Below are 22,214 nucleotides of genomic sequence, written 5' to 3' on the forward strand. Positions count from 1 at the left end.
CTCAGCGGACGTCGCGGCGGGTGCGGCGGGGGAGCACCAGCTCCACCCGGGCGGGCAGGTCCGGCCGGCCGAGGGCCTGCCGCGCGTGCGCGATCGCGCTGTCGACGACGCGGGTGTGCAGCTCCCCGGCGTCGACCCGCCCGTCGAGGGTCACCGTGAGGGTCAGCAGCGGCGCGGTACCGGCCCCCGACAGGCCGGCGCGGGCGCGGGTGACGCCGCGGTAGCCCTCCACCTCGTCCTCGACCGCACCGGTGAGCGCGGCGGCGTCGAGCTCGGTGTCACCGCGCTTCGGGTCGCGGGCCAGCGGCAGCCGGGCCACGCGGTCGGAGCGGGCCTGGGCCAGCAGCCACCACAGGCACAGCAGCGCCAGCAGGGCCCCGGCCACGCCGATGACCGGCCAGAACCACGGGCTGGCGTCGACGAAGTCGCCCACGGGGGTGTCGAGCACCGGCCGGTCGGGCAGCCGGGAGCCGAACAGCCCCAGGACGACGGCGAGCGCGGCGGCACCGGCGGCGGCCAGCAGCAGCCCGAGCAGGGCCAGCACGACCCGGTTGGCGCGGACGACGCCGCGGGCGCGGGTGCGCGGGAGCAGCGCGGCCGGACCGGACGTCCCGCCGGGGGCAGGGGCGGGCGCCGGGCGGTCCTCGGTGGTGGTCATCGGGCCTCCTGTCGGGTGCGGACGCGCAGCCGCGGCGTCCGGCGCAGGTGCAGCTCCTCGAGCGCCGCGGTCGCGTTGGCCTGCGCCTCGCGCCCCACGCGCGCCGCCTCGCCGGCGTCGCGCAGCGGCACGTGCACCGACAGCCGCGCGCGGCGGGCCCGGGCGCGGGCCCGTGCCCGCTCGACACCCGGGGTGGCGGTGGCGGCGGCCTCGAGGACGTGGCCCAGGCTGCGGGTGGACAGCGTGGTGGTCACCGCGGGGTCGGTGCCGGTGAGCACGAGGTCGGTGCGGCGGCGGGGCGTGAGCTCGGCGACCAGCAGCAGGAGGCCGAGCACGAGCAGCCCGACGGCGACGGCGACCGCGGCGGCCGCCGACCACGGCGTCTCGCGCAGCCAGGAGGCCGCCGGGCCGTAGGGGAGGGCGACCGGACCGCGGTCCAGGGCGGCGGCGACGACCTCGACGACGACGAGGACGCCGAGCAGCAGCCCCGCGACGGCGAGCAGGACGGCGAGGACGCGGTCGACCGTGCGCACGTCAGCTCACCCGCCGGTCGCGGGAGCGCGGGCCGGGCAGCGACGTGACCCGGATGTCGACGCCCGCGGTGCGCACGCCGGCCAGGTCGGCCAGCCGCTCGGTGACGTGGCGGCGCACCTGCTCGGTCACCTCGAGCACCGGCGTGGGCCAGGCGACCGACATCACCACCGACACGGTCGCGACCGGCCAGTCGACGCGGGCGTCGACCTGGGGGCGGTCCTCCGCGGAGCCGACCGCGACGCCCAGGAGCCGGCGCGGCGAGCCGGTGGCCCGGTCCACCTCGGCGGCGGCCTGCGCGGCGATCTTCTCCACGACCCGGTCGGCCACGACCAGCCGGCCGCGGCCGTCGAGCTCACCGCGCGGCGCGTCGGCCACGGTGCCCGACGCGGACGCGCCCGCCGGCGCGGTCACCGCCGTCCTCCGCTGCCGCTGAGGTAGGATGACAGGTCGATGCGGCCCTCGACGACCTGGCCGACGAGGAAGCCGACGGCGCCGAGGACGGCGACGAGCAGGAAGGCGTCGAACCCGCCGAAGGCACCGGCGAGACCGAGGACGAGGCCGACCATGAGGCCGACGAGGCTGGGGCGCATGGGGATCTCCTGGGGGTCGGCGGAGGGGTCGGGTCCGCGGCGGGCGCCGCGGGGCGAGCAGCCGGCGCAGCCAGGCGCGCGGCCCGCGGCTGCGGACGACGGTGACCCGCGGCCGGGGTGGCGCGTCGGTCCCCGGCAGCCGGCCGGCCCGCAGCGCCGCCAGTCCCGCGGCGAAGGCCGCGGAGTCGCCGCCGACGTCGGGGTGGTGGGTGCGGATCCACGCCCGCTCCGCGCGTCGGCGGGCGCGGGCGTCGTCCGGGACGGGGCCGCCGGGCGGGCTCACGCCTGAACGTCCTCGACGTCCTCGACGTCCTCGACGGCGACGTCGACCGGCGAGCCGGGTGCGACGGGGGCGACCGCCGTCCGCACCTGCCCGGCGACCTCCTGGACCGGCACCCCGGCCCGCGCGACGACGTGCACCGCCACCCGGGCCGGGCCGCCGCCCGGTTGCGGGCGGACGGCGAGACCGGCCACCCGGCGGCCGGGCAGGTAGACGCCCGCCCCCGCGGGGCCGGCGGTCAGCCGGGCCACCGCGGGGCAGGCGGCCACCGCGGCGGCCAGCAGGTCGACGTCGATGCCGTCGACGAGGACGCCGTCGACGACGGTGCCGGGGGACGTCACGCGACGCGGCTGGGCTGCTGCGGCTGCTGCTCGGCGTCGTCGTCGGTGGGCAGGTGGACGTCGTTGACGCTGATGTTGACCTCGACGACCTCCAGACCGGTCATCCGCTCCAGGCTGGTGATGACGTTGCGGCGGATCCCGGTGGCCAGGTCGGCGATCGGGACGCCGTACTCGGCGACGATGTCGATGTCGACGGCGGCCTGGGTCTCGCCGACCTCGACCGAGACACCCTGCGAGACATTCGGGCCGCCCGAGCCGGGGATGCGCTCGCGGATGGCGCCGAAGGCGCGGGCCACGCCGCCGCCGAGGCGGTAGACGCCGTTGACCTCACGGGCGGCCATGCCGGCGATCTTGGAGACGACGGTGTCGGCGATCGTGGTCCGGCCCTGCGAGGTGGCCAGCTGGGTGCCGCTCGAGGTGCCGGCGTCCTGCTTGGTGGCGACCGCGGTGCTGCTGGTGGACGCGGTGGTGGACGTGCTGGTGGGGGCGCTCATGTCGTTCCTCCTGTGACCCGTTGTGCGGGATCGGGTGTCGTGACATCCGGTAGGACCCACTCCTTCCCGGGTCGTCACGCGGTCGACACGGATTCCTCCCTGTGACGCACGGCACCCGGTCGCGCCCGTACGCAGGGTCACCGGCCGGCCACCGGGCTGCCGTCGCCTCGAGGCGCTGTCACAGTGGCCCGGTGCACGAGGGGGAGGACTGAGCGCCGCGGCGCCGGGGTGGGGGGAGCACCCCGTCCCGGACGGCGAGCTGGCCGCCCGGGCGCGCGCCGGTGACGCCGGCGCCTTCGAGGCGCTGGTGCGGCGCTACCAGGCGCCGCTGTACCGGCTGGCGGTGCGCGTGCTCGACGACCGGCAGGAGGCCGAGGACGTGGTGCAGGACGTGCTCGTGACCGCCTGGCGCCGGCTGCCGGAGCTGCGCGACGACGCCGCGGTCGGCGGCTGGCTCTACCGGGCCGCCACCAACCGCAGCCTCAACCGGCTGCGCGACCGCCGCACGCTGCCCGACGACGCGCTCGAGCAGCTGCCCGACCTGCGCCCCGGCGAGCAGCCCCAGCGCGTGGTCGAGGCCGCCGCCGGCGTGCACGCCCTGGCCGCGGCGCTGCGCGGACTGACGCCGGAGCAGCGTGCGGTCTGGGTGCTCCGAGAGCTGCACGAGCGCTCCTACGCCGAGATCGCCGAGGCGCTCGGCACCTCCCCGGTGGCGGTGCGCGGGCGCCTGGCGCGGGCCCGGGCCGACCTGGCGGAGGCGATGACCGCGTGGCGCTGACCCCGGGCGAGCGGGACGACCTGCCGGACGACGAGCGGGACGACGACGGCCCGGTTCTCGACCTGCTGGCCGCCGCCACCGCGGCCGCCCGCCGCGAGGACGCCGCGCTGGTGCCCCCGCCGGCGCTGCTGCGGCGGGTGATGGACGCCGTCCGCGCCGACCCGCGGCCACCCGGCACGCCCGTGGTGCTCTCCGCCGCCCCCGGGGCCCGGGTGGCGGTGGCCGAGGCGGCGGTGCTGCGGGTGGTGCGGGCGGCGGCCGAGTCGGCGGGCGACGTCCGGGTCGGCCGGTGCCGGGTCGACGCGGCGGGAGGGGTGCTGCGCGTGTCGGTCGCGGTGACCGCGCGCGCCGGGGTCCCCCTGCCCGGGCTGGCGGACCGGGTGCGCGCCCGCGTCGCGGCGGTGGCCGGGGCGACCCTCGGGCTGCCGGTGGCCGCGGTCGACGTCGAGGTCGAGGACGTGACCTGACGTCTCAGCGGGCCCGGGCCACCACCGCGTACAGCGGGTCGCCGGCGCCCGGCCGGGTGCGCAGCGAGACCTCGGGCTCGGTGAACCGGCCGGTCCGGCGCACGAGCTCGGCGACGATCGCCCCGTGCTGCTCGTCGTCGGTGTACAGCCAGCCGCGGACGGCCTTGGTCGGGAAGCAGCGGTTGCTGAAGGTGACCGCCAGCGGGCCGCCGGGACGCAGCACCCGGCCGACCTCGGCCAGCACCTCGATCGGGCGGGCCAGGTAGTCGATCGACACGCAGCAGACGGCGGCGTCGACGTCGTCGTCGGGCAGTGGTAGCCGGGGGTCGGCGTTGAGGTCGTGCACCAGCCGCTCGGTGGCCGCCGGGTTGGCGGCGAGCTCCTCGGCGTTCATGCCCAGCACCACCAGCTCGGCCGGCGGGGTGCGGAAGTGCGAGACCCACGAGGACATGAGGTCGAGCACCCGGCGGGGGACCGGCGCGGCACCGTCGATGCCGAGCTCGGCGTAGAGCCCGCCGACCGCGGCGATCGCGGCGTCGTCGATGTGGGTGACCAGCCGCGGCGGGCCGTAGAAGAGCGTGTCCGGGGACTCGTCGTCGCGGTCGAAGAAGCCCGCGGGGAAGCCGGCGTAGCGGTCGGGGTCGCTCACGGGACCGGGGCCACCGACGTGAGGGTCACCGGGACGGTCGGCGCGCCGCCGCCGGGGCTGGGGTCCAGCGAGCCGTCGTTGCCGTTGGCCGCGACCTGGTCGAGCACCGCCAGCCCGGCGTCGTCGACCGTGCCGACGACGGTGTAGTCCGGCGGCAGCAGGCTGTCGCCCCACACGAGGAAGAACTGGCTGCCGTCGAGGCCCTGCCCGCTGTTGGCCATCGCCACCGTCCCCCGGGGATAGGTCTCGTCACCGTCGACGTCGGTGGGGAAGGCGTAGGTGGGCCCGCCCGCGCCGGTGCCGGTGGGGTCGCCGCACTGCAGCACCTGCAGGCCCTCGCTGTCGACCTCGCGGTGGCAGGCCGAGTCGTCGAAGAAGCCCTCCTCGGCCAGGTGCAGCATGCTCGCCGCCGCGCACGGGGCGCCGGCGCGGTCGAGGGTGAGCGTGAGCTCGCCGAGGCTGGTGCTCACCCGCAGCGCCGCGGTGCCCTCGGCGGGCACCTCGTCCGCGGGTGTGGGCACCTCGACGGCGTAGGGGTTGCCCGAGCGCGCGGCCACCCAGTCGCAGGTCGCCGTCGACGCCGTCGTGCCGCCCCCGCCTCCGCCGGAGGGGACCTCGACGCCGTCCTCGGCAGGTGCGGTGGCACCGGGGACCGTGCCGCCGCAGGCCGCCAGCGACAGCAGCGCGGCGGCCAGCCCGGCCGCGCGCAGGCGCCTCACGCGACGACGGTCATCGAGTCGATGGTCACCGGCAGGTTCGGGGCGCCACCGCCGGGGCTGGGTTCGAACGAGCCGTCGTTGCCCGCCGCGGCGATCGTGTCGAGCACGGCCAGGCCGGCCTCGTCGACCGTGCCCACCACCGTGTAGTCCGGCGGCAGCTGCGAGTCGGTGAACACGAGGAAGAACTGGCTGCCGGTGGAGCCCGGGGTGCCGCTGTTGGCCATGGCGATCGTGCCGCGCGGGTAGGTCGTCTCCGGCGTGACCTCCTCGGCGAACTTGTACGTCGGGCCGCCCTGGCCGGTGCCGGTCGGGTCGCCGCACTGCAGCACGCCGAAGCTCTCCGCGTTCACCTCGCGGTGGCAGGGGCTGCCGTCGAAGAACTGCTGCTGGGCCAGGTGGACGAAGCTGGCGGCCGCGCACGGGGCCTTCGCCCGGTCCAGGGTCAGCGGGATCTCGCCCTGGGAGGTGCTCATCAGCAGCGCGACGGTGCCGGTGGCCGGCGTGGCGGCCGGATCGGGCGGGGTGCCGGCGTCGACCAGGTCGGTGTTGCCCGAGGTGTCGGGGGCGTACGTGCAGGCGACCGTGCCGTCGGCGTTGGTGGTGGCCGGGGCGGCGGTGGCCTCCGCGGCGGCGCTGCTGCTGCTCGTGGCGGCCTCGGCGCCGGGGTCGTCGTCCCCGCCCAGGCCCGCGACCAGGGCCACCGCCCCGGCCACCAGGGCGACGGCGGCGACGGTCACCACGACGAGCAGGTTGCGGCGGCGCCTGCGGGCGAGCTCGGCGCGGCGCTCGAGCTGGCGCTGCAGACGGCGCTGCGCGGCGACGCGGCGCTGCTTGTTGGTCGGCACGGGACGGGCACTCCTCGGACGGGCGGCTGCTCGGCGGGGCCTGGGTCCCTGCGGCGCCGCTGCCCGGTCCCGGGCCGCGCCGCGCGGTGCCCCGCTGCTCGGCCGCGAGTGTAGGTGCGCTCCCTGAGCCGGCCTGGTCGCCGGACCGCGAGCGGCGCGAGATCACCCGCGTAACCTGCACGGGTGCTCATCCGCTCGTTCCCGGCCGGCGCCTTCGGCACCAACTGCTACGCCGTCGCCCCGGGGCCGCGCTCGGAGTGCGTCGTGGTCGACCCGGGCATGGACGCCGTCGAGCCGCTCGCCCGTGTGCTGGACGAGGACGGTCTCAAGCCGGTGGCGGTGGTGCTCACCCACGGCCACCTCGACCACACCTTCTCCGTGCTGCCGGTGTGCGAGGGCTACGGCATCCCGGCCTACCTGCACCCGGACGACTCCGGGATGCTCGCCGACCCGGTGCGCTGGCACGGGCCGGCGCTCGCCCCGCTGATCGGCGGGGTGGCGCTGCCCGACCCGTCGGAGGTGCGCCCGCTCGACGACGGCGCCGTCCTGTCGCTGGCCGGCGTGGAGCTGACCGTGCGGCACGCGCCCGGGCACACGCAGGGCTCGGTCGTGTTCTCCCTCGACCTGGGGGAGGCCCCCGGGCTGCTCGCCGGCGACGTGCTCTTCGCCGGATCGGTGGGCCGGGTGGACCTGCCCGGCGGGTCCTGGGAGGCGATGCTCGCCTCGCTGCGCGACGTGGTGCTCCCGCTGGACGACGCGACGGTCGTGCTGCCCGGCCACGGGCCGGCCACCACCATCGGCCGCGAGCGGGCGACCAACCCCTACCTGGCCGAGGCCGGCGCGGCGGCACCGAAGGGCCGCGGGCTGTGAGCGGCCTGACCGCGCCCAAGGGGGCCTTCGACGTCCTGCCGCCGGAGTCGGCGCGCTTCCTCGCCGTCCGCGACACCCTCACCGCGCCGCTGCGGCGGGCCGGCTACGGCTACGTCGAGACGCCGGTGTTCGAGCACACCGAGGTCTTCTCGCGCGGCGTGGGGGAGTCCACCGACGTCGTGACCAAGGAGATGTACACCTTCGACGACCGCGGCGGCCGGTCGCTGACGCTGCGCCCCGAGCTCACCGCCGGGCTGGTGCGCGCCTTCATCGAGCACCGGCTGCACACCGGCGCGCTCCCGGTGAAGCTGTGGACCGTGGGCTCGGCGTTCCGCTACGAGCGGCCGCAGGCGGGGCGCTACCGGCACTTCACCCAGGTCGACATGGAGGCCCTCGGCGTCGACGACCCCGCGCTGGACGCCGAGGTCGTGGCCCTGGGCGTGCAGGGGTTCCGGGACCTCGGGCTCACCGACTTCGAGCTGCTGCTCACCTCGCTGGGCGACTCGACCTGTCGCCCGCAGTACCGCGAGCTGCTGGTCGCCCACCTGGACAAGCTCGACCTGGACGAGGAGACCCGCCGGCGGGCGGAGATCAACCCGCTGCGGGTGCTCGACGACAAGCGCCCCGAGGTGCAGGCCCAGCTCGGCGACGCGCCGCTGATGGCCGACCACCTCTCGGACTCGACCAGGGCGCACTACGACGCCGTCCGCCAGCACCTCACCGACCTCGGCGTGACCTGGACCGAGGCGCCGCGGCTGGTGCGCGGGCTGGACTACTACACGAAGACCACCTTCGAGTTCGTGCACTCCGGGCTCGGCGCGCAGTCGGCCATCGGCGGCGGCGGCCGCTACGACGGGCTGTCCGCGGCCCTCGGCGGGCCCGACGTGTCCGGCATCGGGTACGCCGTCGGGGTCGACCGGACGCTGCTGGCGGTGCAGGCCGAGGGGCTCGACGTCGCCTCGGCCGCCGGGGTGCAGGCCTTCGTCGTCCCGCTGGGGGCGGAGGCCAAGCGGCTGGCGGTGCGGCTGGTCGGGCAGCTGCGCGCGGCCGGCGTGTCGGCCGACACCGTGTACGGCGACCTGCGGCTCAAGGGCGCGATGAAGGCCGCCGACCGCTCGGGTGCGACGCACGCGGTGGTCGTCGGCGAGCGGGACCTGGCCGACGGCGTCGGCCAGCTCAAGGACCTGCGCACGGGGGAGCAGCGCGCCGTCCCCGTGGGTGAGCTGTTCCAGGCGCTGAGAGACGTGGTGACTGAGTGATGGAGACCCGACCCCTCGGACGGACCGGCGCGGAGGTCTCCGTCGTCGGCCTGGGCACCTGGCAGCTGGGCGGCGACTGGGGCGACGTCGACGAGCAGACGGCGGCCGACGTGCTCGACGCCGCCCTCGACGCGGGCGTCACGCTGCTCGACACCGCCGACGTCTACGGCGACGGGCGCAGCGAGGAGCGGATCCGCAAGGCGCTCGCCGCCCGCTCGGGCGGGGTCGGGGGGCAGGGCCGGGCGATCGAGCGGCCGTTCGTGGCCACCAAGGCCGGCCGCCGCGCCGACCCGTTCGAGGCCGCGCAGTACACCCCCGAGAACCTGCGGGCCTGGATCGACCGCTCGCGGCGCAACCTCGGCGTCGAGACCCTCGACCTGGTGCAGCTGCACTGCCCGCCGACCGCCGTCTACTCCGACCAGCGGGTGTACGACGCGCTGGACGCCCTCGTCGAGGAGCAGGCGATCGCGGCCTACGGCGTCTCGGTGGAGACCGTCGCCGAGGGGCTCACCGCGCTCGAGCACCCCGGCGTGCAGTCGATCCAGGTGATCCTCAACGTGTTCCGCCGCAAGCCGCTGGAGGAGCTGCTGCCCGCGGCGGCCGAGCGCGGCGTCGGCGTCCTGGCGCGGGTCCCGCTGGCCAGCGGCCTGCTCTCGGGCCGCTTCACCGAGTCGACGACCTTCGGCGCCGACGACCACCGGAACTTCAACCGCCACGGCGAGGCCTTCGACGTCGGCGAGACCTTCGCCGGCGTGCCCTACGACGTCGGCGTCGCCGCGGCCCGCGAGTTCGTCGGGATCGCGGGGGACCGGTCGCCGGCGGCGGTCGCCCTGCGGTGGGTGGTCCAGCAGCCCGGCGTCACGTCGGTCATCCCGGGTGCCAGCCGGGTCGACCAGGTCCGCGGCAACGTCGCGGCCGCCGACCTCCCGCCGCTGACCGACGGCGAGCTCGCCGACCTCGAGCGGCTCTACGACGAGCGCATCCGCGCCCACGTGCACGACCGCTGGTGACTTCTTCCCGAAAGGCCCTCTAGTGCTCCGCACCCACGACGCCGGCACGCTGCGCGCGTCCGACGCCGGTTCCCCCGTCACCCTCGCCGGCTGGGTGGCCCGCCGGCGCGACCACGGCGGCGTCGTCTTCGTCGACCTGCGCGACGCCTCGGGCTACGTCCAGGTCGTCGTCCGCGAGGAGGAGGCGCACGCCCTCCGCAACGAGTTCTGCGTGCTGGTGACCGGGGAGGTGCGGCAGCGGCCGGCGGGCAACGAGAACCCGGAGCTGCCCACCGGCGACATCGAGGTGGCCGCCACCGAGCTGCGGGTGCTCTCGCCGGCGGCGCCGCTGCCGTTCCCCATCGAGACCGACCAGGCCGCCAGCGACGACGTGCGCTACAAGTACCGCTACCTCGACCTGCGCCGGCAGGGCCCGGCTCGGATCCTGCGGCTGCGCAGCGAGGTCAACCGGATCGCCCGCGGGGTCATGGCGCGCCACGGCTTCACCGAGGTCGAGACCCCCGACCTCACCCGCTCCACGCCCGAGGGCGCGCGCGACTTCCTCGTGCCGGTGCGGCTGCAGCCGGGCAAGTGGTACGCGCTGCCGCAGTCGCCGCAGCTGTTCAAGCAGCTGCTGATGATCGGCGGCCTGGAGCGCTACTACCAGATCGCCCGCTGCTTCCGGGACGAGGACTTCCGCGCCGACCGGCAGCCGGAGTTCACCCAGCTCGACTTCGAGATGAGCTTCGTCGAGCGCGACGACGTCCTCGCGATCGTGGAGGACGTCGTCCGCGCGCTGTGGTCGGAGCTGGCCGCCCACGAGGTGCCCGAGATCCCGCGGATGACCTACCGCGAGGCGATGGACCGCTTCGGGTCGGACAAGCCCGACCTGCGCTTCGGCATCGAGCTGACCGAGCTGACGGAGTTCTTCGCGGACACGCCGTTCCGGGTGTTCCAGGCGCCCTACGTCGGCGCCGTCGTCATGCCCGGCGGCGGCTCGCAGCCGCGGCGGGCGTTCGACGCCTGGCAGGACTGGGCCCGCTCGCGCGGCTACCGCGGCCTGGCCTACGTGACCGTCGCCGAGGACGGCACCCTCGGCGGGCCGGTGGCCAAGAACGTCTCCGACGCCGAGCGGGCCGGGCTGGTCGAGGCCGTGGGCGCCGCGCCCGGTGACTGCGTGTTCTTCGCCGCCGGGCCGCGCCGCTCGTCGCAGGAGCTGCTCGGCGCCGCCCGCAACGAGATCGCCCGTCGGCTGGAGCTCATCGCGCCGGGGTCGTGGTCGTTCCTGTTCGTCGTCGACTTCCCGATGTTCGAGGAGACCGAGGACGGCGACTGGACGTTCATGCACCACCCGTTCACCTCGCCCACGCCGGAGTGGCGCGACCGCTTCGCCGACGACAGGGCCGGCGCGCTGTCGGACGCCTACGACCTGGTGGTCAACGGCAACGAGCTGGCCAGCGGCTCGGTCCGGATCGCCGACCCCGAGCTGCAGGAGCGGGTGTTCGAGACGCTCGGCATGTCGCGCGAGGAGGCCCGCGAGCGGTTCGGCTTCTTCCTCGAGGCCTTCGCCTACGGCCCGCCCCCGCACGCCGGCGCCGCGCTGGGCTGGGACCGGCTGACCGCGCTGCTGGCCGGGGTCGACTCGATCCGCGAGGTCATCGCCTTCCCCAAGACCGGGGCCGGCTACGACCCGCTGACCGGGGCGCCGACGCCGATCACCGACGCGCAGCGCAAGGAGGCCGGCATCGACGCGGTGGCCGAGGAGCCCCCGCTGCCCGGAGAGCCTGGCACCCCCGGCCCCTCCGACCCGACCCGCTGAGGGGGTTCCTCCCGTCGACTGAGCAGTCGTGGTCGCCAGCCGCGGCGCGTCGTCGAGTGTCGGTGACGACGACTGCTCACTCGTGCTCACCAAGTGGCGCCGCGGCTGCGCAGCGCCCGAGCCGCGCGGTCGACGACGACCTCCGGCCGGCGCAGGTGGACGGCGGCGTAGCGGACGACGAGCCACCCGTCGGCCGCCATGAGGGAGTAGCGGTCGACGTCCCGGCCGAACCGGTCGCGCTCGGCGTGCTGCCGGCCCTCGTACTCGACCGCGACCCGCCACCGTGGCCACCCCAGGTCGCTGTGCGCGACGACCCGACCGCGTCGGTCGTGGATCTCCACCTGAGGTGGAGGGTGAGGGAGGCCGCCCGCGATCAGCAGGCAGCGGACGACGCTCTCCGGCCGGGACATCGACTCCGTCGTCAGCAGCGGCGCCCACTCCCGCGCCCGGACGACGCCGCGGACGCCGTCCGCCCGCGCCAGCCGGCGGGCCAGCCTCTCGGGGTCGAGGTGCCCGGCCCGGAGGAGGGCGTCGCCGACCGCTACCAGGTCGGGCGGGGGGAGGACGGCCGCCAGGTCGAGCCAGGTCTGCGCCCCACCGGTGACCGGCAGGCTCCCGCGCCGGGTCAGGTCCTCCGGTCCCAGGTCGCGCACGTGCGTCAGCAGCCGGCGCCGCCGCAGGCGGTAGGACCCTGGGGGCAGGCACCCCTCGTGCGGCCAGCCGTGCGGGACGGGCGCACCCAGGAGCGCGGCGGCGGTCCGGTGCGAGGAGGCCACGCCCGCGGGGAGGACCGCCAGGAGGGCGGAACAGGCGTTGTGCAGGGACAGCGGGACCGACCGCGAGACGTAGGCGCCGCGGCTGACCCGCACCCCGTCGTCCCGGAGCTGCGCGCGGGTCGACCCGTCGTCCCGGGCCTGCTGCCTCGTGTGGACGGGTGCCAGTTCGTCGTCGGCCACGCGGCGACCCTGCGGGCGCACGCCGGTGCGAGAGTCGCGGCGCCGGCGTCCGTGGACAGCGTCCCCGCCTGTGGATCCCCGCTGAGTGGGCAGTTGCTGCCGCTGTAACCGGCGCGTCCGACCGTGTCGGCGACCGCAACTGCCCGCTCGGCGCGCGCGGACGCCTCCTCAGCCGTCGAGGCGGGCCAGCTGCCCGGGGGTGAGCTCGAGGTCGGCCGCGGCGGCGGAGTCCTGGATGGACGCCGGGCGGGAGGCGCCGGGGATGGGGACGACGACATCGGCCTGGGCCAGGTGCCAGGCCAGCGTGACCCGGTACACCGAGACGCCCACCTCGGCGGCCACCTCCGCGAAGGCGGGCGCGGTCGCGTCCAGCGACCCGGCCGCCGACACCCCGCCGAACGGGCTCCACGGCAGGAACGCCAGCCCGTGCGACGCGCAGTGGGCCACCTCGTCGGCCGAGAACCGCCAGCCCGGCGAGAACTGGTTCTGCACGCTCACCAGCGCCGGGCCCACGATCGAGCGGGCGACGTCGATCTGCGCGACGTCGGCGTTGGAGATGCCGACCATCTGCACCAGGCCGTCGTCGGCGAGCTGCCGCAGCGCGCCCATCGAGTCCTCCCACGGCGTGTCCGGGTCGGGCCGGTGGAACTGGTAGAGGCCGATGGCGTCCACGCCCAGCCGCCGCAGCGAGTCCTCGCAGGCCCGCCGCAGGTAGGCCGGCGACCCGTCGAGCAGCCAGTCGCTGCCCCGGCGCGTGTGCCCGCCCTTGGTCGCCACCAGCACGTCCGTCGCGCCGTAGGAGGCCAGCGCCTCGGCCACGAGCGACTCGTTGTGCCCGAACTCCGACTCGTCGGCGGCGTAGGCGTCGGCGGTGTCGACCAGTGTCACGCCGGCGTCGAGCGCGGCGTGCACGGTGGCGACGGCGTCCTCGCGGGACGGCCGGTCGGTCTTGGTGGACAGGGGCATCGCCCCGAGCCCGATGGCGCTGACTGCGCGGTCTCCGATGCGTCGCTGCTGCACGGGGCTGTCGTGCCCCGCAGGTAGCGTCGCTACCCGTGACGTCCCTGTTCGACGAGCCGGCCGAGGGCGGCACCGACGGCGTCGACCCGGGCGCGCCGCTGGCGGTGCGGATGCGCCCGCACTCGCTCGACGAGGTCGTCGGCCAGTCGCACCTGCTCGGCCCCCGGGCGCCGCTGCGCCGCCTGGTCGAGGCCGACGAGCCGATGTCGCTGGTCCTCTACGGCCCGCCCGGCACGGGCAAGACCACGCTCGCGCACGTCATCTCGCTGGCCACCAAGCGGCAGTTCGTGCAGCTGTCGGCGCTCGACGCGGGCGTCAAGGAGGTCCGCGCGGTCATCTCCAGCGCCAAGCGGGAGCTCACCTACGCCGGCCGGCGCACGGTGCTGTTCATCGACGAGGTGCACCGGTTCTCCAAGACCCAGCAGGACTCGCTGCTGTCGGCCGTCGAGGACCGCATCGTCAGCCTGGTCGCGGCCACCACCGAGAACCCCTTCTTCTCCGTGGTCGGCCCGCTCCTGAGCCGCAGCCTGGTCCTGGCCCTGCAGCCGCTGTCCGACGACGACGTGCGCGCCGTGCTGCGCCGGGCGCTGACCAGCGAGCGCGGCCTGGCCGGCGCGGTGACGCTCGCCGCCGAGGCCGAGGAGCACCTGGTCCGGGTCGCCGGCGGCGACGCCCGCAAGGCGCTGACCGCGCTGGAGTCCGGTGCCGGCGCCGCCCGCGCGGCGGGCTCGGGCGAGATCGACCTCGCCACCCTGGAGACGGCGGTCGCGCAGGCCGCCGTCCGCTACGACCGGCAGGGCGACGCCCACTACGACGTCGCGAGCGCGCTCATCAAGTCGATCCGCGGCAGCGACGTCGACGCCGCGCTGCACTACCTGGCGCGGATGGTCGTGGCGGGGGAGGACCCCCGCTTCATCGCACGGCGGCTGGTGATCGCGGCCAGCGAGGACATCGGGATGGCCGACCCGACGGCGCTGCAGACGGCGGTCGCCGCGGCCGAGGCGGTGGCCTTCATCGGCATGCCCGAGGGGCACTTCCCGCTGGCGCAGGCCGTCGTCCACCTGGCCACCGCGCCGAAGTCCAACGCGGTCACCGTGGCCATCGGCGAGTCGGTGGCCGACGTGCGCTCGGGCCTGGCCGGGGCGGTGCCGCCGGCGCTGCGCGACGCGCACTACGCCGGGGCGAAGAAGCTCGGCCACGGCAGGACCTACGTCTACCCGCACGACGCGCCCGAGGGGATCGTGGCGCAGCAGTACCCGCCCGACGCGCTGGTCGGGCGCGACTACTACCGGCCCACCGGCCGGGGCGCGGAGGCCGGGATCGGGGCGCGGCTGGCGAAGCTGCGGGCCATCCTCCGGCGCGCCCGCTGACCGCGGGGGGCCGCGACTACTGTGACCACGCCGGTCCTGCCGTCCGGCGGTAGGACGAGAAGCCGCACGACGAAGAGGAGACGCCGCGTGTCCGCAGGAGAGTGGGCCGGACTGATCGCCGCCCTGGCGCTGGTGCTGCTGGTGGTGCTGCTGGCCGTCCCGCTGCTCAAGCTGGGGCGCACGCTGGACGAGGCCACGCTGACCATCCGGCAGGTGCGCGAGCAGAGCCAGCCGATCCTGGGCCAGGCCCAGACCACGATCGCCCAGGTCAACAGCAACCTCGAGCGGGTCGACGACATCACCGGCAACGCGGCCAACGTGTCGAGCAACGTGGCCGCGCTGACCAGCGTCGTCGCCGCCACCGTCGGCAGCCCGCTGATCAAGGTCGCGGCGTTCAGCTACGGCGTGCGCAGCGCGACGAAGAAGCGCCGCGAGGGCCAGGCGATCGCCGAGGCCGCCGCCCGTGACAAGGCCGCGCGCCGCGAGCGCCGTGCCGCCCGGCGGGCCGCCTGATGCGCCGGCTGTTCTGGCTGGCCATGGGCATCACCATCGGTGCCCTCGTCGTCCGCAAGGTCTCCCGCGCCGCCGAGCGGATGACGCCGGCCGGGATCGGCGCCTCGATCGCCGAGGGCCTGCGCGACCTCGCCGACGCCATCGGTGACTTCGGTGCCGACGTCCGCGCCGCCGCCGCGGCCCGCGAGGAGGAGCTGCGCAGCGGCACCGGCCTCGACGCGCCGCTGCCCGAGCGCGACCAGGCGCAGCTGCCCGGGGGGATGTTCCCCGGGCGCACCGGGCGGCACGGCGCCTGACCCGCCGACCGCTGACCTCCCGGCGGCCGGGCGCCGACCGCGCCGCCGCCACCGCCCGCAGGAGACCCGAGCACTGATGCAGACCGCCGAGATCCGCCGCCGCTTCCTGCAGCACTTCGAGCAGCGCGGCCACACCGTCGTCCCCAGCGCCTCGCTGGTCTCGCCCGACCCCTCTCTGCTGTTCACCGTCGCGGGGATGGTGCCCTTCATCCCGTACCTGACCGGCCGCGAGCCCGCCCCCTTCCCGCGGGCCACCAGCGTGCAGAAGTGCGTGCGCACCCTCGACATCGAGGAGGTGGGCAAGACCACCCGGCACGGCACGTTCTTCCAGATGAACGGCAACTTCTCCTTCGGCGACTACTTCAAGGAGGGCGCCGTCCAGCACGCCTGGGACCTGGTGACCGGGCCGGTCGCCGACGGCGGGCTGGGCTTCGACCCCGACCGGATCTGGGTGACCGTCTACCTCGACGACGACGAGGCCGCCGACGCCTGGCACCGCATCGCCGGGCTGCCCGAGGACCGCATCCAGCGGCTGGGCAAGAAGGACAACTACTGGCACACCGGCGCCGACGGCCCCGGCGGCCCCTGCTCGGAGATCTACTTCGACCGCGGCCCGGAGTTCGGCCCGGACGGCGGCCCGCTGGTCGACACCGCCGGCGACCGGTTCCTCGAGATCTGGAACCTCGTCTTCATGCAGTACGAGCTCACCGACGTCCGGAGCAAGGAGGACTTCCGGGTCGTCGGCGAGCTGCCGAAGAAGAACATCGACACCGGCATGGGCCTGGAGCGGGTGGCCTACCTGCTGCAGGGCGTCGACAACATGTACGAGATCGACGAGGTGGCCCCGGTGCTGCGCCGCGGCGCCGAGCTCGCCGGGGTCACCTACGGCAAGGACCACGAGGCCGACGTCCGGCTGCGCGTGGTCGCCGACCACGTCCGCAGCGGCCTGATGCTCATCGGCGACGGCGTCACGCCGGGCAACGAGGGCCGCGGCTACATCCTGCGCCGGCTGCTGCGCCGCGCCGTCCGCTCCATGCGGTTGCTCGGCGTCGACACCGCCACCCTGCCGGAGCTGCTGCCGGTCTCCCGCGACGCGATGAGCCCCAGCTACCCGGAGCTGGCCACCGACTTCGACCGGATCAGCTCCGTGGCCTACGCCGAGGAGGAGGCGTTCCGCCGCACCCTGTCCTCGGGGACGGCGCTGTTCGACACCGCCGTCCGCGAGGCCAAGGCCGCCGGCACGCCGGCGCTGTCGGGCGAGCAGGCCTTCTCGCTGCACGACACCTACGGGTTCCCCATCGACGTCACCCTCGAGATGGCCGCCGAGCAGGGCGTGACCGTCGACGAGGCCGGCTTCCGCGCCCTCATGCAGCAGCAGCGCGACCGGGCCCGCGCCGACGCCCGCGCCAAGCGCACCGGCTCGGTCGACGTCCTGGCCTACCGCCGGCTGCTCGCCGAGCACGGCCCCACCGACTGGCGGGCCTACGACACCCTGCGCACCGACTCCCGCGTGCTGGGCCTCGTCACCGATCTCGCCGCCACCGAGCTCGACGGGGACGACGTCGGCGCGGCCGAGGCCGGCGCCGGCGAGGTCGTGCGCGTGGTGCTCGACCGCACGCCGTTCTACGCCGAGTCCGGCGGCCAGGTGGCCGACGCCGGCACGCTGACCTGGGACGGCGGCCGCGCCGAGGTGCTCGACGTGCAGCGCCCGGTCAAGGGGCTGGTCGTGCACCAGGTCCGGGTGCTCGAGGGCGCGCTGGCCCAGGGTGCGGAGCTGGCCGCCGAGGTCGACCGCGAGTGGCGGCTGTCGGCCTGCCAGGCGCACTCGGGCACCCACGTCGTCCACGCCGCGCTGCGCCAGGTGCTCGGCCCGCAGGCGCTGCAGTCGGGTTCCTACAACCGCCCGGGCTACCTGCGGCTGGACTTCGCCTGGCAGGGCGCGCTCAGCCAGCAGCAGCGCGCCGACATCGAGGACGTCGCCAACGCCGCCGTCCGCGCCGACCACCGGGTGAGCGCCAGCTACATGACGCTGCCCGAGGCGCAGGCCGTCGGTGCGCTCGCGCTGTTCGGCGAGACCTACGGCGAGCAGGTGCGCGTCGTGGAGATCGGCGGCCCGTGGTCGCGCGAGCTCTGCGGCGGCACGCACGTCGCGGGGTCGGCGCAGATCGGCACCCTGGCGCTGACCGGCGAGTCCTCGGTCGGGTCGGGCTCGCGCCGCGTGGAGGCCGTCGTCGGCCTGGAGGGCTTCCGCTACCTGGCCCGCGAGCGCGACCTGGTCCGCCAGCTCGGCGAGCTGCTCAAGTCGCCCACCGACGGCCTGCTCGACCGGGTCGGCGGCATCCTGTCCCGGCTGCGCGAGGCCGACCGCGAGATCGCGGAGCTCCGCGCCCAGCAGACGCAGGCCGCGGCCGGGCAGCTCGCCGCGCAGGCGAGGGACGTCGGCGGGGTCGCCGTCGTCACCGCGTCGCCGGCCGGGCTCTCCGGCGGGGACCTGCGCACGCTGGCCCTCGACGTCCGCGGCCGGCTCGGGGAGCGCCCGGGTGTCGTCTTGCTCGCCTCGGGTGCCGGGGGCAAGGTGGCTCTCGTCGCGGCGCTCAACCCCGCCGCGCAGGAGCGCGGCCTGTCGGCGAACGACGTGCTGCGCGCCGCGGCGCCCGCGGTCGGTGGCCGGGGCGGAGGCAAGGCCGACGTCGCCCAGGGCGGCGGCACGGACCCCAGCGGCATCCCCGCCGCTCTCCAGGCGGGCGAACAGGCGGTCGCGACCGCCGCAGGGAGGTGACCGGAGTGCCCGAGCAGCGCCCCGACGAGACCGGTGACATGGGCGAGCGGCGCGTGCAGGGGCGCCCCGCGGTGCCGCCGTCGCGCCCGCGACGGACCCCGCCGCAGGCGCCGGTGCACCACCCGACCGAGGCGATCGACCTGCGCGCGGGCTTCCCGCCGGTCTCCAACGAGACCACCGAGATCGACCTGTCGCAGGGCCTGCCCGCCGGGCTGCCGCTGCCGCCGCGGCGCACCCGCCAGGGCCGGCGGCTGGGACTGGACGTCGGCACCGTGCGGATCGGCGTCGCGCTGTCGGACCCGACCGGCACGCTGGCCAGCCCGCTGGAGACCGTCGAGCGCCGCCGCGACGGCAGCGACCTCGACCGGATCGCCGACCTCGTGGTGGAACACGAGGTGACAGAGGTGATCGTGGGGGAGCCGAGGCACCTCTCGGGTGCGTCGGGCGCCTCCGCACGGGAAGCGCGTGCCTACTCTCGGTCACTCGCCGGGCGCATCGGCAGCGTGCCCGTGCACCTCGTCGACGAGAGGCTCTCCACCGTGACCGCAGCCAGTTCCCTGCGCGCGAACGGGCTCGACAGCCGTGCCCAGCGCCCCGTGATCGACCAGGCCGCCGCCGTGGTCATCCTCCAGACCTATCTGGACGCCCAGCGGGGGCGCTCGTGAACGGTCCGGTCCCGCCGTACGGGCGGGGCCGGCAGGCGGGACCCGACGTCCTCGGCCCCGGCGGCCAGGCCGGCGCCTGGTACGGCAACCGGGCCGCCGACGTCCCGCGGACGACCCAGCTGCCGCTGGGACCGGTGCCCGCCCACCCCCGCCTCCCCGGTCGCGGCGCCGGCCTGCTCGACCGCGCCCCGTCGCTCAGCGGCCGGCACTCCGCCCCCGGCGACGACGACGACCGCACCGGGCCGCTGCCCGGCGGCCGGCCCTCGCCGGCCCCGGCGCCCGGCCTCCCGCCGCGCCCGTCGGGTGCCTGGTCGCGGCTGCCGCGCCGCTCCGGCGGCGACGGCGACACCGCGCACATCGACGACGGCGGGCACGCCGACACCGGGTACACCGACACCGGGTACACCGACACCGGGTACACCGACACCGGGTACGACGACACCGCGCACATCGAGGCCGTCGAGGCACCCGCGGAGGCGCCCGCCGCCCACGACGAGCACTGGGCCGACGAGGACGCCACCGGCGGCCTCGACGTCGTCGGTGGGGGCCGGCGCGAGCGGCGCCGCGGGCGCCGGGCCCGCCGGGCCGCCGCCGCTCCCGAGACGCACCACGAGGACGAGCACCTCCACGACGGGCACGACGACGACCTGCACGACGACCACCACGAAGACCACCACGACGACCACCACGACGACCACCACGACGACCCGCTCGCCGCACACCTCACCGGGCACGCCGACGACGGCCACGGCGGCAGCCGGCGGCGCTCGCGGGGCGGCCGTCGGCGTCCCCTGGTCAACGTGCTCGTGCTGCTCGTCCTCGCCGGCATCGTCGCCGGCATCGTCCTCGGCGGGCGGGCGCTCATCGGCCTGGTCAACCCCGAGGCGCAGGACTACGCCGGCGCCGGCACCGGCACCGTCGAGGTGCGCATCGGCGGCGGCGACACCCTCAGCGACATCGCCCGCACGCTCGTCGAGCAGGACGTCATCGCCTCCGCCGACCCGTTCGTGGAGGCCGCCGAGGCCGACCCCGCCTCCATGGGCATCCAGCCCGGCGTCTACTCGCTGCGCGCGCAGATGAGCGGCCAGGCGGCGCTCGACCTGCTGCTCGACCCCGAGAGCCGGCTGGTCTCGCGGGTCACCGTCCCCGAGGGCTTCACACTGAGCGCCACCCTGCAGCGCGTCGCCGAGTCCACCGGCCTGCCGGTCGAGGAGGTGCAGGCGGCGGCCGCCGACCCGGCCGCGCTCGGCCTGCCCGCCTACGCCAACGGCCAGCTCGAGGGCTTCCTCTTCCCGGCCACCTACGACGTCGAGCCCGGCGACTCCGCGACCGACGTGCTGCGCGGCATGGTCGCCCGGTTCACCGAGGTCGCCACCGACCTGCAGCTCGAGCAGCGGGCCGCCGCGTCGGGCCGCTCGGTGTACGAGGTGGTCGTCGTCGCCTCGATGATCCAGTCGGAGACCCGCCTGGACGAGGAACGGGCCAACGTGGCGCAGGTCGTCTACAACCGGCTCGCGCAGGGCATCCCGCTCGGCATCGACGCCACCCTGGCCTACGGCCTGCAGAAGAACGGCAACGACCTCACCGTCACCGACCTGCAGACCGACAGCCCCTACAACACCCGCACGCGGGCCGGGCTGCCGCCGACGCCGATCAGCTCGCCGGGCGAGGCGAGCCTGGAGGCGGCGCTGGCGCCCACCACCGGGGACCTCCTGTACTACGTGCTCGAGACCGAGGACGGCCGGCACTTCTTCACCGCCGACTACGCGGAGTTCCAGGCCGCGCGGCAGCGGTGCGCCGACGCCGGCCTCGGGTGCGGTGGCTGACCGGCCGGTGTCCGACCCGGACCTGCCCGGCCGGGCGGCCGTCCTCGGCCGCCCGGTCGCGCACTCCCTGTCCCCGCTGCTGCACCGCGCGGCCTACGCCGCCCTCGGTCTGACCGGCTGGACCTACGACCGGCTCGACCTCGGCCCCGAGGACCTGCCCGTGCTGCTGGCCGGCCTGGGCGCGGAGTGGCGCGGGTTCTCGGTGACCATGCCGTGCAAGCAGGCGGCGGTCGCGGTCGCCGACACCGTCGACCCGCTGCCCCGGCTGCTCGGCGCGGCCAACACCCTCGTGCACACCGGCGAGGGCTGGCGGGCGGAGAACACCGACGTCCACGGCGTCGGCATGGCGCTGCAGACCGGCGGCGTCGAGCGGGTGGCGCACGCCGCGATCATCGGCGCCGGGGGGACGGCGGCCGCGGCGGCCGTGGCGCTGGCCGAGCTCGGCGCCGAGCACGTCGACGTCCTCGTCCGGGCGCCCGACCGCGCCGCCGACGTCGTCCGGGTGCTCGGCGCGCTCGGGGTGGAGGCCGCCGTCGCGCCGCTGGCAGCCGGGCCGGTCGAGGCGCCGGTGGTGGTCAGCACGGTGCCCATCGGCGCGCACCCCGACCTGGCCGGGCTGGGGTGGCGCTCCGGGCAGACGCTGCTCGACGTCCTCTACGCGCCGTGGCCCACGCCGCTGGCCGAGCGGGCGCACGCCGCCGGGGCCGCGGTGGTCAGCGGCATCGAGGTGCTGTTCTGGCAGGCCACCGTGCAGGTGGAGCTGATGACCGGGCAGCCGGCGCCGATCGGCGCGATGCGGGCCGCGCTGGACGCCCGCTGACGCCGACCGTCCCGCCCGCGCTGCTGCTCGCGGCCGCGCTGCTGGTCGCCGCCGCGGCCGGCCCGCTGCTCGCCCGGACCGCGGTGCGCCTGGCCGCCCGGGACCCCGCAGCACGGCCCGGTCGCGCCCGGGCGGTGCTCAGCGCCGCGGTCCTCGCCGTCCTGCTGTGCGGGGCGGTGCTGCTCACCGGCGCCCGCCCGGCGACGCTGGCGCTGTGCTGGGCCGCCGGGGCCGCCGTCGTCCTGGCGCAGGTCGACCTCGCCGTCCACCGGCTGCCCGACCGGGTCACCCTCCCTGCCGGCGCCGTCTGCGCCGCCGCGCTGCTGGCCGACGCCGCCCTCCTCGGCACCTGGCCCGCGCTGCTGCGAGCGCTGCTCGCCGCGGCCGCGACCGGGGGCGTCGCCCTGCTGACCGCGCTGGCCGCCCCGTCGGGCCTCGGCCTCGGCGACGTCAAGCTGCTCGCCCTCCTCGGGCTGGTCCTCGGCTGGGCCGGGTGGGGCGTGCTGCTGGCCGGCGTCCTCCTCGGCCTGCTCGCCGGCGCCGCCGTCTCGCTGGTCCTGGTGGCGGCCCGCCGGGCCGGCTGGCGCACCGCGCTGCCCTTCGGCCCGCCGCTGCTGCTCGGCGCGGTCCTCGCCCTGCTGGTCGAGGGCCCGCTGCCATGAGGGCGCCCGCTCGAT

At 76.4% G+C, this 22,214-nt stretch carries 25 protein-coding genes; 14 read left to right on the plus strand and 11 right to left on the minus strand.

Annotated features, from left to right (window positions below; all coding sequences use genetic code 11):
* Position 1 precedes the first annotated feature (1 nt).
* From amaP to BMZ33_RS12375, 6 genes are all read right to left on the minus strand, one after another.
* Positions 2-658 (minus strand): alkaline shock response membrane anchor protein AmaP, encoded by a 657-nt coding sequence (amaP, locus tag BMZ33_RS12350; RefSeq protein ID WP_091110607.1) that lies wholly within the window; start codon positions 656-658, stop codon positions 2-4.
* Complete coding sequence (locus BMZ33_RS12355; protein WP_091110609.1) at positions 655-1,191, minus strand: DUF6286 domain-containing protein; 537 nt, start codon at positions 1,189-1,191, stop codon at positions 655-657. The genes amaP and BMZ33_RS12355 overlap by 4 nt, the downstream gene beginning before the upstream one ends.
* Before the next feature lies 1 nt (position 1,192).
* Positions 1,193-1,603, minus strand: a complete 411-nt coding sequence (locus BMZ33_RS12360; protein ID WP_091110612.1) for an Asp23/Gls24 family envelope stress response protein — start codon at positions 1,601-1,603, stop codon at positions 1,193-1,195.
* The gene (locus BMZ33_RS12365; protein ID WP_091110614.1) at positions 1,600-1,782 is read right to left on the minus strand and encodes a hypothetical protein; all 183 of its coding nucleotides are present in this window, start codon (positions 1,780-1,782) and stop codon (positions 1,600-1,602) included. The genes BMZ33_RS12360 and BMZ33_RS12365 overlap by 4 nt, the downstream gene beginning before the upstream one ends.
* Before the next feature lie 279 nt (positions 1,783-2,061).
* A complete protein-coding gene (locus tag BMZ33_RS12370; RefSeq protein ID WP_091110616.1) occupies positions 2,062-2,403 on the minus strand; it encodes a hypothetical protein in 342 nt (113 codons plus the stop codon).
* On the minus strand, positions 2,400-2,897 hold the full coding sequence (locus tag BMZ33_RS12375) for an Asp23/Gls24 family envelope stress response protein (protein ID WP_091110619.1): 498 nt from the start codon (positions 2,895-2,897) through the stop codon (positions 2,400-2,402). The genes BMZ33_RS12370 and BMZ33_RS12375 overlap by 4 nt, the downstream gene beginning before the upstream one ends.
* A gap of 304 nt (positions 2,898-3,201) precedes the next feature.
* On the opposite strand from BMZ33_RS12375, the gene BMZ33_RS12380 reads away from it, so the two are divergent.
* Positions 3,202-3,675, plus strand: a complete 474-nt coding sequence (locus BMZ33_RS12380) for an RNA polymerase sigma factor (RefSeq protein ID WP_280139214.1) — start codon at positions 3,202-3,204, stop codon at positions 3,673-3,675.
* Complete coding sequence (locus tag BMZ33_RS23285; RefSeq protein WP_091110624.1) at positions 3,666-4,142, plus strand: hypothetical protein; 477 nt, start codon at positions 3,666-3,668, stop codon at positions 4,140-4,142. Before BMZ33_RS12380 ends, BMZ33_RS23285 begins: the two co-directional genes overlap by 10 nt.
* A 4-nt stretch (positions 4,143-4,146) precedes the next feature.
* Here the strand turns inward: BMZ33_RS23285 and BMZ33_RS12390 are convergent, their stop codons facing one another.
* The 3 genes from BMZ33_RS12390 to BMZ33_RS23290 are packed head-to-tail and all read right to left on the minus strand — an operon-like array spanning position 4,147 to position 6,355.
* Entirely contained in the window at positions 4,147-4,791 is a 645-nt protein-coding gene (locus BMZ33_RS12390; RefSeq protein WP_091110627.1) for a class I SAM-dependent methyltransferase, read from the minus strand.
* Positions 4,788-5,510 carry a peptidylprolyl isomerase gene (locus BMZ33_RS12395; RefSeq protein ID WP_091110629.1) on the minus strand — a complete coding sequence of 241 codons (723 nt, stop codon included), beginning with the start codon at positions 5,508-5,510 and terminating at the stop codon, positions 4,788-4,790. The genes BMZ33_RS12390 and BMZ33_RS12395 overlap by 4 nt, the downstream gene beginning before the upstream one ends.
* Positions 5,507-6,355, minus strand: coding sequence for a peptidylprolyl isomerase (locus BMZ33_RS23290; RefSeq protein WP_169064235.1), 849 nt, complete (start codon positions 6,353-6,355; stop codon positions 5,507-5,509). Before BMZ33_RS23290 ends, BMZ33_RS12395 begins: the two co-directional genes overlap by 4 nt.
* Before the next feature lie 183 nt (positions 6,356-6,538).
* Between BMZ33_RS23290 and BMZ33_RS12405 the strand changes: the two genes are divergently transcribed.
* Genes BMZ33_RS12405 through aspS form a run of 4 tightly spaced genes read left to right on the plus strand, consistent with a single transcriptional unit; the run spans position 6,539 to position 11,292 of the window.
* Positions 6,539-7,225, plus strand: coding sequence for an MBL fold metallo-hydrolase (locus tag BMZ33_RS12405; RefSeq protein ID WP_091110631.1), 687 nt, complete (start codon positions 6,539-6,541; stop codon positions 7,223-7,225).
* A complete protein-coding gene (gene hisS, locus BMZ33_RS12410; protein WP_091110634.1) occupies positions 7,222-8,484 on the plus strand; it encodes a histidine--tRNA ligase in 1,263 nt (420 codons plus the stop codon). Before BMZ33_RS12405 ends, hisS begins: the two co-directional genes overlap by 4 nt.
* Positions 8,484-9,494 (plus strand): aldo/keto reductase, encoded by a 1,011-nt coding sequence (locus BMZ33_RS12415; RefSeq protein ID WP_091110637.1) that lies wholly within the window; start codon positions 8,484-8,486, stop codon positions 9,492-9,494. Before hisS ends, BMZ33_RS12415 begins: the two co-directional genes overlap by 1 nt.
* Before the next feature lie 22 nt (positions 9,495-9,516).
* Entirely contained in the window at positions 9,517-11,292 is a 1,776-nt protein-coding gene (aspS, locus tag BMZ33_RS12420) for an aspartate--tRNA ligase (protein WP_091110639.1), read from the plus strand.
* A gap of 86 nt (positions 11,293-11,378) precedes the next feature.
* Here the strand turns inward: aspS and BMZ33_RS12425 are convergent, their stop codons facing one another.
* Positions 11,379-12,248: a hypothetical protein gene (locus BMZ33_RS12425; protein ID WP_169064236.1), complete on the minus strand. Its 870-nt coding sequence runs from the start codon at positions 12,246-12,248 to the stop codon at positions 11,379-11,381.
* Between the two features lie 168 nt (positions 12,249-12,416).
* Positions 12,417-13,268, minus strand: coding sequence for an aldo/keto reductase (locus tag BMZ33_RS12430; protein WP_091110642.1), 852 nt, complete (start codon positions 13,266-13,268; stop codon positions 12,417-12,419).
* A 35-nt stretch (positions 13,269-13,303) separates the two neighbouring features.
* On the opposite strand from BMZ33_RS12430, the gene BMZ33_RS12435 reads away from it, so the two are divergent.
* From BMZ33_RS12435 to BMZ33_RS12470, 8 genes are all read left to right on the plus strand, one after another.
* Positions 13,304-14,638 carry a replication-associated recombination protein A gene (locus tag BMZ33_RS12435; protein WP_091110645.1) on the plus strand — a complete coding sequence of 445 codons (1,335 nt, stop codon included), beginning with the start codon at positions 13,304-13,306 and terminating at the stop codon, positions 14,636-14,638.
* 87 nt (positions 14,639-14,725) lie between these two features.
* Positions 14,726-15,151: a DUF948 domain-containing protein gene (locus tag BMZ33_RS12440; protein WP_091110647.1), complete on the plus strand. Its 426-nt coding sequence runs from the start codon at positions 14,726-14,728 to the stop codon at positions 15,149-15,151.
* A complete protein-coding gene (locus tag BMZ33_RS12445; protein ID WP_091110649.1) occupies positions 15,151-15,447 on the plus strand; it encodes a hypothetical protein in 297 nt (98 codons plus the stop codon). The genes BMZ33_RS12440 and BMZ33_RS12445 overlap by 1 nt, the downstream gene beginning before the upstream one ends.
* A 76-nt stretch (positions 15,448-15,523) precedes the next feature.
* The gene (gene alaS, locus BMZ33_RS12450) at positions 15,524-18,226 is read left to right on the plus strand and encodes an alanine--tRNA ligase (RefSeq protein WP_091110651.1); all 2,703 of its coding nucleotides are present in this window, start codon (positions 15,524-15,526) and stop codon (positions 18,224-18,226) included.
* A 5-nt stretch (positions 18,227-18,231) separates the two neighbouring features.
* Positions 18,232-18,891 carry a Holliday junction resolvase RuvX gene (ruvX, locus tag BMZ33_RS12455; RefSeq protein WP_169064238.1) on the plus strand — a complete coding sequence of 220 codons (660 nt, stop codon included), beginning with the start codon at positions 18,232-18,234 and terminating at the stop codon, positions 18,889-18,891.
* A complete protein-coding gene (mltG, locus tag BMZ33_RS12460) occupies positions 18,888-20,717 on the plus strand; it encodes an endolytic transglycosylase MltG (RefSeq protein WP_091110654.1) in 1,830 nt (609 codons plus the stop codon). Before ruvX ends, mltG begins: the two co-directional genes overlap by 4 nt.
* Positions 20,710-21,537, plus strand: a complete 828-nt coding sequence (locus BMZ33_RS12465; protein WP_169064239.1) for a shikimate dehydrogenase — start codon at positions 20,710-20,712, stop codon at positions 21,535-21,537. The genes mltG and BMZ33_RS12465 overlap by 8 nt, the downstream gene beginning before the upstream one ends.
* Before the next feature lie 134 nt (positions 21,538-21,671).
* Positions 21,672-22,199 (plus strand): prepilin peptidase, encoded by a 528-nt coding sequence (locus BMZ33_RS12470; RefSeq protein WP_169064240.1) that lies wholly within the window; start codon positions 21,672-21,674, stop codon positions 22,197-22,199.
* Positions 22,200-22,214 lie beyond the last annotated feature (15 nt).

This window comes from Geodermatophilus dictyosporus (genome assembly GCF_900115505.1).
Classification (GTDB): Bacteria; Actinomycetota; Actinomycetes; order Mycobacteriales; family Geodermatophilaceae; genus Geodermatophilus; species Geodermatophilus dictyosporus.